4 protein-coding genes are annotated in these 13,191 nt (G+C 64.0%); all 4 read right to left on the bottom strand.

Annotation, left to right across the window (positions count from 1 at the left end; translation table 11 throughout):
• Positions 1 to 2 precede the first annotated feature (2 nt).
• The 4 genes from PSH90_RS09385 to PSH90_RS09370 all read right to left on the bottom strand — a co-directional run bounded on the left by PSH90_RS09385 (position 3) and on the right by PSH90_RS09370 (position 13,170).
• Positions 3 to 7,826: a non-ribosomal peptide synthetase gene (locus PSH90_RS09385; RefSeq protein WP_305382580.1), complete on the bottom strand. Its 7,824-nt coding sequence runs from the start codon at positions 7,824 to 7,826 to the stop codon at positions 3 to 5.
• Positions 7,823 to 11,224, bottom strand: a complete 3,402-nt coding sequence (locus tag PSH90_RS09380) for an amino acid adenylation domain-containing protein (protein WP_305382579.1) — start codon at positions 11,222 to 11,224, stop codon at positions 7,823 to 7,825. The genes PSH90_RS09385 and PSH90_RS09380 overlap by 4 nt, the downstream gene beginning before the upstream one ends.
• A 187-nt stretch (positions 11,225 to 11,411) precedes the next feature.
• On the bottom strand, positions 11,412 to 12,395 hold the full coding sequence (locus PSH90_RS09375; RefSeq protein ID WP_305382577.1) for a TauD/TfdA family dioxygenase: 984 nt from the start codon (positions 12,393 to 12,395) through the stop codon (positions 11,412 to 11,414).
• 34 nt (positions 12,396 to 12,429) lie between these two features.
• Positions 12,430 to 13,170 (bottom strand): thioesterase II family protein, encoded by a 741-nt coding sequence (locus PSH90_RS09370; RefSeq protein WP_056784290.1) that lies wholly within the window; start codon positions 13,168 to 13,170, stop codon positions 12,430 to 12,432.
• Positions 13,171 to 13,191: the final 21 nt, after the last annotated feature.

Below are 13,191 nucleotides of genomic sequence, written 5' to 3'. Positions count from 1 at the left end.
TCTCAAGAAATCAGTTTTTCCAGATCATCGAGGGATAGACGTTTGAGGGCCTCCAGTGATTTAGCCAATTCATCCTGAACGGGCGACATTTCGACGCGCAGCGCTTCGATCCGCGCGCAGAAATCCTTGAGGGTGTCGGTTTCGAACAGCGCCTTGAGCGGCACCTTGTCGCCGAGGCGCTCCTGCACCCGGGTCACCACCAATGTCGCCAGCAACGAATGGCCGCCGAGCTGGAAGAAGTTGTCCGCCAGCCCTACCCGCTCGACTTCCAGCACTTGCTGCCAGATCGTCGCGACCTCCCACTGCAAATCGCTTTGCGGTGCCTGGTATTGCTCCTGCGTCGGGCTCTCGCCCAACGCCATCAGCGCCTTGCGATCGAGCTTGCCGTTGGGCGTCAGCGGGATCGCGTCGATCAGGTGCAGATGCCCCGGCACCATGTGCGCCGGCAAGCGACTGGCCAACGCATTGCGCACCCGCTCGGCCAGCGTCGACCGCTCGCTGTCCGGCGCGGCGACGAGGTAGGCATGCAGGTGTTTGCCAGCGGCGCCGTCCTGCGCCAGTACCACCGCTTCGCCGATATCGTCGAGTTCCAGCAGACGCGCTTCGATCTCGCTGAGCTCGATGCGGAAGCCGCGAATCTTCACCTGATGGTCGGCGCGACCGATGTACTCGATGTTGCCATCGTCGCCCTGGCGCACCAGATCGCCGGTGCGGTACAGGCGCTCGCCGTTGCTCGCGTAAGGATTCGGCACAAAGCGTTCGGCGGTCAGCGCGGCGCGGCGCAGATAGCCGCGCGTCACCCCGGCACCCGCCAGGTACAGCTCGGCCGCCACGCCCTCGGGCAGCGCCTGCAACTGACTGTCGAGCAGGTAGGCCACGGTGTCGTCCAGTGGCCGGCCAATGTTCGCCCGGCCCTGCGGCGTGCGCAGGGTGAAGGTTGAATAAGTGGTGTCCTCCGACGGCCCGTAGAGGTCGTAGACCTGCTGCACCTGAGTGCTGGCGTAGAGGCTGTCGACCAGACTCTGCTTGAGCGGCTCGCCGGCCAGATTGATGGTGCCGACCGAAGCCGGAATCTGCCCGGCCCGTTGCAACGCGGCAATCGCCGACGGCACGCTGTTGATCAGGGTGACCTGCTCGCGCGCCGGCAAATCCGCCAGCGCCAGGGCGTTGTCGGCCAGCACCAGGCAGCCACCGCAGGCCAGCGTGACAAAGATTTCCCACACCGACAGATCGAAGCAGATCGAAGTCGAGGCCAGCACACCGCGCAATTGTTCTTCGTGATAGACACCCGCTGACCACTGAATCAGCGCCGACAGATTGCCGTGGCTGATGGCTACGCCTTTCGGTTTGCCGGTGGAGCCGGAGGTGTAGATCACGTACGCCAGATTTTCAGCCGCGAGGTTAACCAGCGGCGCAGTGGCCGGGTATTCGCTGGCGACGTTCTCCTCCACCAACAGCACCTGCGCACTCAAGGTTTCGGGCAGCATCGCCAATGCCGCTGGCTCAGTGAGCAGCACCGCCGCGCGGCTGTCGTCGAGCATGTGCAGCAAGCGCTCCTGCGGGTAATCCGGGTCTAGCGGCACATAAGCGCCACCGGCCTTGAGGATCGCCAGCAAGCCGACCAGCATGTCCGGCGTGCGGCGCATGCACACGCCGACGCGCACTTCCGGCCCGACGCCCATGCCTTGCAGCTTGTGCGCCAGACGATTGGCCCGGGTATCGAGGTTTTGGTAAGCGATGGATTGCTCAGCGAACAGCACCGCGTTCGCCTGTGGCTGTCGCTGCACCTGCGCGGCGATGTGCGCCAGCACCGTGCGTTGATCCGGCGTGGTAACCGGCGCCTTGCCCCACTCGATCGCTTGTTGCCGTTGTGGCTCGGCGAGCAGTTGCAGCGCGCCCAGCGGCTGCGTGGCGTCGGCGAGGAACTGCTCGAGCAGGCCTTGCAACTGCGCACTCAACGCGCGGATCGCTTGAACGTCGAAGCTGGCCTGATCGAAACTCACGCCCAGACTCAGCTCGCGGCCGGTGACCGCGACCAGCGTCAGCGGATAGTTGGTCTGCTCCTGACGGCGGATTGCCGAGAACTTCAGACCCGTCTGCGGGCCCTGCGCCAAGGCCTCGGCCATCGGGTAGTTTTCGAACACCAGAATGCTGTCGAACAACGCGCCGGCACCCGCCCCGGCCCAGCGCTGAATGTCATACAGCGGCGTGTTTTCGTGCTCGCGCAAGGCCAGGTTGAGGTCTTGCACCTGTTGCAGCCATTGGCTGACGCCGATTTCCGGCGATGGCGCCGCCACCACCGGCAAGGTGTTGATGAACAGGCCGATCTGCTGCTCGACGCCCGGCAAATCCGTCGGCCGCCCGGCGACAGTCGCGCCGAACGCCACGTGATCCTGGCCGGTGTAGCGCTGCAACAGCAGCAGCCACGCCGCTTGTACCAGCGTGTTGAGGGTGACTTTCTGCTCGCGGGCGAAGCGGTTCAGTTCCGCGGTCAGCGGTTCGCTGAACACATGCTGGTGATCGGCATAGCCGCTGGCCGCGAGCCTGACCGGCATGGCACTGGCCAGTCGCGTCGGCTCTTCGAGATCCGCCAGCGCCGTGCTCCAGAACTGCCGACTGGCTTGCGGATCGCGCTGGCCGAGCCATTCGATGTAATCGCGATAACGCCCCTGCCCTGTGCTCGGCACGATGCCGGCGTAACGTTGCAGCACTTCGCCGAACAACTGCGAAGTGCTCCAGCCGTCCATGAGGATGTGATGGCAGGTGTAGATCAGGTGATGAGTGTGCTCATCGATGCGCACCAACGTCACGCGCAACAGCGGTGCGTCGAGCAGATCGAAACCGTTGTGCAGATCTTCAGCGGCGAGATGATCAAGCGCGGCATCCAGGCCAGCGCGACCGCGCCAGTCCTGCACCTGCCACGGCATCTGCACACGGCTGCGGACCACCTGCACCGGCGCGGCGGCATCCTGCGGCCAGACGAACGCCGTACGCAGAATATCGTGGGCTTCGAGGGTCTGCTGCCAGGCCTGGCGGAAGCGCTCGGCGTCGAGCTGCTCGACATCGACGCGCAGCTGATTGGTGTAGGCCGGGCTGTCCGGCTCGTTGCGGCTGTGGAACAGAATGCCTTGCTGCATCGGCGACAGCGGGTACAGATCGACGATGTCACGCGGCGCAATCGGCAATGCCGACAGCTGCGCCTGGGTCAGGTTGGCGAGGTTGAAATCCGAAGGAGTCACGCCTCCTGCGCCGCTCGCGCAGCAATGTTCGATCAGGCGTTCCAGTTCGCGGCGATAAGCCTCGGCCAGCGCCTCGATGGTCTCGGCGCGATACATGCCGCTGCCGAAGGTCCAGGTCAGCTCCAGCTCTCCGCCGAGAACCTGACCGTCAACACTCAGCCAATTTCCCAGCGGCGCTTGCCCATTCTGATTGGCGCCGGTGCTGTCACCGCTCGGCAGGAACAACGCGCCATGCTCAGCGCTGAACGCGCCGTCGAACTGGCCGAGATAATTGAAGGTCACCCGTGGTTGCGCCAGCGTCTGCAACTCGGCTGCACGCGTGAGGTACCGCAGCACGCCATAACCGATGCCTTTGCCCGGCACCGCGCGCAGTTGTTCCTTGATCGCACACAGCGATGCAGCGGGACTCGTCTGCGGGGTCAGGCGCACCGGGAACAGACTGCTGAACCAGCCGACCGTGCGGCTCAGGTCGATGTCTTCGAACAGGTCTTCACGACCATGGCCTTCGAGCTGGATCAACACCGAAGGCTGCTCGCTCCAGTCACACAACACCCGCGCCAATGCGGTCAGCAACAGGTCGTTGATTTGCGTGCGGTAGGCCGCCGGGGCGACTTTCAGCAGTTTGTCGGTCAATGTCTGGCTCAGGCGCGTACTGGCGCGGGCGGCCTGGGCGCGGGTCTGGCTGTCCACGGCGAAATCTTGTGGTAGTGCCGCGTCTTCCGCCGCCAGGGTCTGGCGCCAATAATCGCGTTCGCCGGCAAGCGCTTCACTCTGCGCATAACGATGCAACTGCTCGGCCCAGTTGTGCAGCGAACTGCTCTGGCCCGGCAACACCGGCGCCGTCCCCGCCGCCAATGCCTGGTAAGCCTGCTGCAAGTCCTCAAGCAGAATGCGCCACGACACGCCGTCGACCACCAGATGATGGATCACCAGCAACAAGCGCTGCTCGGCGTTCGGCAGGTTGACCAGCACCGCGCGCAGCAAGTGCCCGCGTTGCAAATCCAGGCTGCGCTGCGCCGCGTCGGCCACGGCCGGCAAGGCATCGAGGCTGTCCAGCTCGCGTACCCAGAGCAATTCGGCATCACCCTGCGGCTGCGGCAGTGCCTGCCAGTGATCGCCCGACTGCACAAAGCTCAAGGCCAGCGCTTCGTGCTGTTCGACCAACGTCGCCAGCGCCTTGCGCAAATGCACGGCGTCCAGCGCCAGGGTCGGTTGCAGCATTACCGACTGGTTCCAATGCTGGCGCTGGGCAATCGGCGTCTCGAAGAAACGCACCTGAATCGGTAGCAACAGCAACGGCCCGCGAGCCACTGGTGCGGCGACGGCAGCCGGTTTGGCTTCGATCAGTCTGGCCACGGCAGCCAGTTGGCCGATGGTCTGTTTTTCGAACAACTGCTTGGGGCTGAGCTTGATGCCCTGGCGCTTGGCCCGGGCGATGATCTGCAAGCTGAGGATCGAGTCGCCGCCCAGTTCAAAGAAGTTATCGCTGCTGCCGACCCGCTCAAGCTTGAGCACCTCAGCCCAGATCGCGGCCAGTTTTTCCTCGATCTCACCGACCGGCGCGATGAACTGCTGGCTGACCACGCCGGGCACTGGCAAGGCACGCTTGTCGAGTTTGCCGTTGGCAGTCAGCGGCAACTTTTCCAGCAACAGCAACTGTGCCGGCACCAGGTAATCCGGCAGCCGCGCCTGCAATTGCTCGCGCAGATCCTGCGCCTGCACCTTCGCGCCCGCTGCCGGCACGCACCACGCCAGCAGTTGCAGGCGCGCCGGATCGTCATCCAGTGGCAGCGCGAGCACGGCGGCCTCGCTGACGTCATCGAGGCTGAGCAACACCCGCGCGACTTCCGCAGGCTCCACACGGTAGCCGCGCACTTTGACCTGATCGTCGGCACGACCGATGAACTCAAGCGCCTGCTCGCGATTGCGCCGGACCCGGTCGCCACTGCGGTAGACCCGCGCGCCCGCTGCGCCGAACGGGTCGGGCAGGAAGCGTTCTGCGGTCAGCGCTGGCTGATTCAGGTAACCAAGGGCAACGCTGTCGCCGCCGATGTACAGCTCACCGGCGACCTGATCGGCTACCGGGTTGAGCACATCGTCGAGCACATAGACATGGGCACCGGCCAACGCCGTGCCGATAGGAACACTGCGCGCCTGCGCGGGGAGTTCTTCGACCTCATGGGTCAGCACACCCACGGTGGTTTCGCTAGGGCCATAGTGATTGATCAGGCGACAGCCCGGTTTAAATTGCTGCACACGCTCGACCAGTGCCGGCGAACAGGCTTCGCCGCCGACGATCAGTGCGTGTTCCGGCAGCACATCGGCAGGCTTGGCCGCCTGCAACAGCGCGGCGAGATGTCCGGGGACGATTTTCAACACGCCAACGCGATGGCGGGCCATGTATTCGGCAAAGCGATCCGGATCGAAGCCGAGTTCTTCTGGCAGCACATGTAGCAAACGACCGGAGCACAACGCGCCGAACAGCACGGTGAAGCCAAGGTCGGCGGCGATGGTCGAGACCAGCGCCATGCTCGCCTCGGGCGCCGGCGCCAGACGCTCGAGTACACCGCGCACATAACTGCCCAGCGCGCCGTGGCTGACCAGCACGCCCTTGGGTTGCCCGGTGGAACCGGAGGTGTGAATCACGTAGGCCGGCGACTGCGCATACAGCGTCAGCTCAGGCGCGGACGTCGGCAGCGAGCGCCACTGCCCTGGCGCAAACTCCAGACCCTGACAGCCCTCACCCGCCAATTCGCTGAGCCGTGCGTCGCCTTCAGCACCGATCAGCGCACGGGCCTGCGCAGCGCCGAGCATCTGCTTCAGACGCGCGCTTGGCGCCTTGACGTCGAGCGGCATGTACACCGCGCCAGCCTTGAGAATCGCCAATACGCAAGTCAGCCAGTCCAGCGAACGCTCGAGCAGCACCGCCACCGAATCGCCGACATTGACGCCCTGCGCACGCAAATAATGGGCGAGACGATTGGCTTGTTCATCCAGCGCCTGGAAAGTGATTGTCTGCTGTAGATCACGAGCGGCCAGCGCTTCTGGTTGCCGGGCCACTTCACGCGCCCAGTGTTGCAACACCGTCAACGCCGGTTCGCGGTGAATGGCAAGCGCAGCAGGCCGCCGCGTGGCTACGGTGTGCAATGGCGCCTGCGGCGAGTCGAGCAACTGTGCAAACAGGTCCAGCAACATCGGCACAAAACCGGCGACCGTTTCCGCCCGATAGAGATCGCTGGCGTAGGTCATCTGACCGTGGATCAGTGCGCTGTCGTCGGTGATGTCCAGGGCCAGATCGAAATGCGTGCCGTCCTTGGCCAGCGGGTATTCGCTGACGGTCAGGCCGGGCAAGGCCATTGAGCGTTGTTTCTGCATGCCGACGTTCTGGTTGAACTTGGCCTGGAACAGCGGGTTGTGGCCCAGCGTGCGTTCGGCGACCAATTCGTCGACGAGTTGCTCGAACGGCAACTCCTGATGTGCCTGTGCGCCGAACGCCGCTTCACGCACCTGCGCGAGCAAATCGGCGAAACTGCCGCGCTCATCGACCTGGCAACGCAGCACCTGGGTGTTGACGAAGAAACCGATCAGTCCCTCGACTTCGGCGCGGCCACGGTTGGCATTCGGCACGCCGACACGAATGTCGCGCTCGCCGGCCAGACGCGAAAGGAACAGCGAGAACCCGGCCAGCACCAGCATGAACAGGCTGATGCCCTGGCTGCGCGCGAAGGCATTGAGCTGCTGCGAAAGGTCAGCACCGAAATCGAAACTCAGGGTCTGCCCGGCGAAGCTCTGGGTCGGTGGTCGGGCAAAGTCCGCTGCCACTTCCAGCAGCGGATGCTCGTCGCCCAATTGCTGACGCCAGTAGTCGAGCTGGCGCTCGCCCTCGCCGGCCTCCAGCCAGCGCCGCTGCCAGATCGCATAGTCGGCGTACTGCAACGGCAGCGCCGGCAATTGCGGCTCGCGCTGCAAGCTGAACGCCTGATAGCACTGCACGAATTCCTTGACCATGACGTCCATCGACCAGCCATCGGAGACGATGTGATGCATGCTCACCACCAGCACGAACTCATCGTCGGCCAAAGCAAACAGGCTGGCGCGCAGCAACGGGCCGTGGCGCAGATCGAACGGTTGCGCGGTGACGTCTTGCACGTGTTGCGCCAGCACTTTTTCGCGCTCTTGCACGGCGGTGCCGGTCAGATCAAGGCGGTCCAGGGCAATTTTCTGCTGCTCGAGAATCACCTGATGCGCTTGATCGCCATCGGTGTGAAACACCGTGCGCAACACTTCATGACGCGCCAGCAGATGATCGAACGAGCGGCTCAGGGCTGACTCATTCAGCGAACCTTTGAGACGCAAGCCAGCGGCCATGTTGTACGCGGCGCTCTGCGGTTCCAGTTGCCAGAGAAACAGCAGGCGCTGCTGGGCGAACGACAGGGGAATCTGCGCGCAGTCGTGGCGGCTGACCGGCAGCGGCAGCAGGCTGAAATCCTTGCCCTCCTCGCGCAATTTGGCGAGAAACAGCCGACGCTGTTCCAGCGGCAAGCCGACGAACCTTTTTGCAATACGTTCCGCCATCGTGCCGCTCATACTTCTTCTCCTTGCAAAGCATTCATGAACTGATCCAGGTCGGACCAGTCGTCGTCGCCGCTCGCCTCGGCCAGTTGCCCGAGCACCTCGGCGAGATCCGCCAGCAGCGGTTTTTCGAACAGGCTGCGCAGCGGCAGCACCACGCCCATCTGCTCCTTGACCCGGGCAATCACCTGCGCGGCCAACAACGAATGACCACCCAGCTCAAAGAAGTGATCGTCCAGGCCCACACGCGGCACGTGCAGCACCTCGGCCCAGACCTGCGCCAGACATTGTTCGGCCGGTGATTGCGGGGCGCGGTAATCGCCCTGCAACTGCGCCGGATCCGGCGTCGGCAAAGCTTTGCGGTCGAGCTTGCCGCTCGGCGTCAGCGGCAGGTTCGCCAGCAACAGCAGATGCCCCGGCACCATGTAATCCGGCAGGCTGGCTTGCAGCGCAGCGCGGGTCTGCTGACGGAATGCCGCTTGCGTTGCCGCGCTGACAAGCACCGCAGGTTCTGTCACCACGTAAGCGACCAGTTGCGCTCCACCCGCGAATGGCACCGCCAGCACCACTGCCTCGCGAACGCGCGGACATTGCTGCAGGCGCGATTCGATCTCGCCCAGTTCGATGCGGAAGCCGCGAATCTTCACTTGATGATCGACCCGGCCGACATATTCCAGCGCGCCATCGCCGCGCAGCCGCGCACGGTCGCCAGTGCGATACAGGCGCTGGCCGTCGGCAAACGGGTCGGCAATGAACCGCTCAGCGCTGAGGCTCGGTTGGCGGTGATAACCGCGCGCCAGACCCGGCCCACCGATGTACAACTCGCCCACCGCGCCTTGCGGCAGCAGGTTCAGATCATCGTCGAGCACGTACAGGCGCCGCGCCGCCAGGCCCTGGCCGATCGGCATGCCACGCCACGACACGTCCTGCGCGGTCAGCGCGGTGCAGTCATGAATCGTCGAGACCACCGTGGCCTCGGTCGGGCCGTAGGTGTTGAGCAGGCGCACATGGCCGAGCCCGGCCTGCTGCCACAGGCGCAAACCGTCCACCGCCATGGCTTCACCGCCGACGTGAATCTGCCGCAGCGCGCCGAAACTTGCCGGCGGTTTCGCCGCGTATTCCTGCACCAGCCAATACCAATAAGCCGCTGGCAGATCGGCCAGGGTGATGCCCTGATCGATGATCACCTGATGCAGCGTCGCGCTGTCCCACAACGGCGCATCGCGCATGACCACGCTGGCGCCATGGCACAGCGGCGGGAAAAATTGCTCGACGAAACCGTCGAAACTGCTGGTGGCAAATTGCAGAACACGGTCGCCTTCGCGCAGATCGCTGTAATCGATGGCGCGGGCAATGAACTCGCTCAGCGCGCCATGACTGACCGCCACGCCTTTCGGCCGCCCGGTGGAGCCAGAGGTGTAGATCACATAAGCGAGGTTGTCGGCTTCGACCGTGACCGGCAGGTTGCCGCTCTGCTCGCTGGCGGGCAACTGCTCCAGGCACAGGCATTCGATGCCGTCGAGCGTCGGCAGGCTGGCGAGGCTTTGCTGATCGCTGAGCAACAGCTTCAAACCGCTGTCAGCGAGCACATGGCGCAAGCGTTCGGCCGGGGTCTGCGGATCCAGCGGCACGTAGGCACCGCCGGCCTTGAGCACGGCCAGCAGCGCCACCGCCAGTTCCAGCGAGCGGCCCAGCGCGACACCGACCAGCACGTCCGGGCCCACACCCTGTGCGCGCAACTGGTGGGCCAGACGATTGCTGCGAGTGTTGAGTTCGTCGTAGCTGAATGCCGGCGCAGGCGCTGTGGCCAACCGCACCGCCGGCGCTTGCGCGGTCCGTGCGACTTGCGCTTCGAACAGGCTTTGCACGCTAATGAAACGAGGCGCTGGTGCGGTGGCCTGGATCAAGGCGTGGCGTTCGTCTTCGGCAAGCATCGCCACATCGCCGATCAACTGCTGCGGGTCGCGGCACACCGACTGGAGAATGTTGCGCCAATGCCCGGCCAGCGCGGCGATGGTTGAAGCATCAAAAATATCCGTGGCGTAAGTGAAGGCAGCAAACAATTGCTCGCCCTCCTCGCGAGTGTCGAGCATCAGGTCACTGGTGGCCGCATGTTGCCGGCCGCTGCCGGCCAGTTGCTCCTCGCTCAAATAGCCCACGCGCAAACCCGAGGCCAGTTGCGCCTGGTGCAGATCGGTGACCAGCGGCTGGTGGTTGAACATCACTTGGAACAGCGGATTGTGGCTCTGGCTGCGCGCCGGTTGCAGGGCTTCGATCAGGGCGTCGAACGGCAGATCCTGATGGGCCTGGGCGCCGAGGGCGGCCTGGCGCAGGTTCTGCAGCAACTCGGTGAAGGGCGTTTGTGCGGTGACCACGCTGCGCAGAATCTGCGTGTTGACGAAGAAGCCGATCAACCCTTCGGTTTCACTGCGGGTGCGGTTGGCGATCAGCCCGCCGACACGAATATCGGTCTGGCCGCTGTAGCGATGCAACAGGGTCTTGAACGCTGCCAGCAACACCACGAACAAGGTTACGCCCTGACGCTGGGCAAGGTTTTTCAGCTCTTCGCGCAGGGGTGCGTCGATCACCGTTTCCAGGCGTGCGCCCTGATGACTGGACTGCGCCGGATAGGCGCGATCGGTGGGCAATTCCAGCACTGGATGTTCGTCGCCCAGTTGCGTGCGCCAGTAGTCCAATTGCCGCTCGCGCTCACCGGCCTCCAGCCAGCTGCGCTGCCACAGTGCGTAGTCGCGGTAATGCACGCTCAACGGCGCCAGCGTCGGATCACGCCCGGCGACCAACGCGTCGTAAGTGCGCATGAATTCGTCGATCAGAATGTTCATCGACCAGCCGTCGGCGATGATGTGATGCAGGGTCAGCAGCAACACATGTTCCTGCTCGGCTAGGCGCAACAGACGCAGACTCAGCAGCGGGCCATTCTGCAGGTCGAAGGCCTGCGTCGCCTCGGCCATCATGTGCTGCTGCGCAAGCGGCCAGCGCTGGGCTTCGGGCACCGTGCTCAGGTCAGTGACGGGCAGTTTTAGTGGCTTTGGTTCGGCCACGCGCTGGAAGGCCCGCTCGCCATTCTGGCCGAAGGTGGTGCGCAAACATTCGTGGCGCGCCGCCAGACGGCTGAAGGCCTGCTCCAGTGCCTCGACTTGCAACTCACCATCCAGACGCACAGCCATCGGCAGGTTGTAGGCGGCGCTGGTCGGCTCCAGTTGCCAGAGAAACCACATGCGCTGCTGCGCGTAAGACAGGCCGTCTCGCTCGGCGATGCCGTCGCAGGCGGTCATGGGAAGCTGCGCAAAATCGATGCCTTCGCGGGCCATGCCGGCGAGGAACAGACGGCGTTTGTCCTGGGGCAATTCGATAAAGCGGCGGGCTAGTTTCTGTGCGTCTGCGGCATTCATGCGTGGAGTCCTTGCTGATCGGCGGCGTGACCTGGAGACCCGGTCGTATCAACAAGAACGAATGGCCCGCGCGATGATTTAGCGCGCCAGCGGCAATCACGGCCCGACGGTTCAAAGGCCAGACAGACAAATGCCGAAGCCGGTACAGGCCCGGATTCGGCATTTGAGTTGAAGGGTTGCGAACAGGTCAGCGCACGTCCTGCGAATGCCCCTCGGCCATGGCCACGATGACTTTGCGCGGCCCTTCGAACGGTGAGCGCGCGTGAGCCGAGAGCATGTTGTCGAGCATCAGCACATCGCCCTCCTGCCAGGGGAAACTGATCGCACAGTCGTCGAGCACCGCGCGAATCTGCGCCAGCACTTCGTCTTCGATCGGCGAGCCGTCGCCGTAGTAGACATTACGTGGCAGGTCTTCTTCGTCGACGATGTCGAGCAAGCTTTCGCGCACGTCCGCTGGCAGGTTGGAGATGTGAAACAGGTGCGCCTGATTGAACCAGACGTGGTCGCCGGTCACCGGATGCACCGCCACCGCCTGACAGATCTGGCGCGTGCGCAGCTCACCGTCGTCCTTCCACTCGCAGACAATGCCGTGAGCCTTGCAGTAGGCCTCGACGACTTCACGATCTTCGGTGTTGAACACGTCTTCCCAGGCCACATCGAGGCCATTGCCGAAGTTGCGCACGTACATCAGGCCTTTGCTGACGAAACGCTCGCGGATCGCCACCGGGATGCGCCGGTACACTTCGCGGCTGTCGGCAATCGGCGTCTCACCGCCGGACCTGGCGGCGATCATGCTGTAGAACCAGATCTTCATCGGCCAGTCGCGGGAATAAGCCTGTTCGTTGTGCAGCGGAATGCTTTGGTGCGCCGGGTATTCGGTGGAGGTGTACACGCCTTGGGTGACGTTGGTACGCGGCGTCGAGCCGAACTCGTAGTTGAGCAATGGATGGCCGAAACTCGCGGCAAACTGGCGAAACTGCTCGGCGCCGTCGAGGCGGAAGCCGCGAAACAGCACGCCACCGTCGCGCAGCAGGTGCTCGTCGACCAGCTCCTTCAATTCATCGAATACCGCCAACAGATCAGTGTCGGCATCGCCCGCCTCGATCAAAAGCGGCAAGCGTCCGCGCTGCGGCAGCAACGGCCGCACGGAAAACCCCAGAGCAACAGCCATGACTGGCCTCCTGAAAATGATAGATGAGGCGGTCTCAAAACGCCGGTTGCGCGGCCTGCGCATGGCGCCGGTGATGCACTTCCAGATGCGTCTTGATCGTGCGAATGACCCGCGCTTCATGTTCATGAATGAAGAAATGCCCGCCGGTCATCATGTCCACCGAGAAACTGCCCAGGGTCTCTTTGCTCCAGCCGATCAGTTGTTCGGTGGTGGCGCGGTCTTCCTTGCCACCGAGCACGTGCACCGGGCAATTGAGCAAGGGCCGCTCGGCAGGCGTGAAGCGCCCGCACATCATGAAATCGGCGCGCAGCACCGGCAGGGTCAGGCTCATCAGCTCTTTATTGGCGAGGACTTCTTCGCTGGTGCCCTGAAAAGTGCGCAACTGTTCGATGAGTTCTGCATCGCTGCGCGGTTCGGCAAAGCCTCGGTCGTAATCGCTGCGCATGGACGGTGCGGCGGTGCCGGAGGCGAACAGCGCCAGCGGCTCCGGCACACCCAATTCGCGAAAGGCATGGGCCATTTCGCAGGCGAGCAACGCACCGAGGCTATGCCCGAACAACGCATACGGGCCTTGCAACCCCGGCTTGTGCTCGCGCGCCAGTTGCCGCGCCAGTGCGCGCATGTCGGTTTGCAGCGGTTCATCGAACCGCGCGCCACGTCCCGGCAGTTCAACCGGTTGCAATTGCAGCCACGTCGGCAGTTGACGCCGCCAGCGGCTGTAAACCATGGCGCTGGCGCCCGAATAGGGCAGGCACAGCAATGTCAGCTTGGTCACCGCGCTTTCCTTGAAAAATGT

The sequence above is a fragment of the Pseudomonas sp. FP1762 genome (assembly GCF_030687105.1).
GTDB classification, from domain to species: domain Bacteria; phylum Pseudomonadota; class Gammaproteobacteria; order Pseudomonadales; family Pseudomonadaceae; genus Aquipseudomonas; species Aquipseudomonas siliginis.
This window is presented reverse-complemented; position numbering and strand designations above follow the sequence as displayed.

Bases quoted from the DNA above. Each gene is read 5' to 3' on its own strand.
- PSH90_RS09385 (WP_305382580.1), bottom strand. From the start codon at position 7,826: ATGAGCGGCACGATGGCGGAACGTATTGCAAAAAGGTTCGTCGGCTTG.
- PSH90_RS09380 (WP_305382579.1), bottom strand. From the start codon at position 11,224: ATGAATGCCGCAGACGCACAGAAACTAGCCCGCCGCTTTATCGAATTG.
- PSH90_RS09375 (WP_305382577.1), bottom strand. From the start codon at position 12,395: ATGGCTGTTGCTCTGGGGTTTTCCGTGCGGCCGTTGCTGCCGCAGCGC.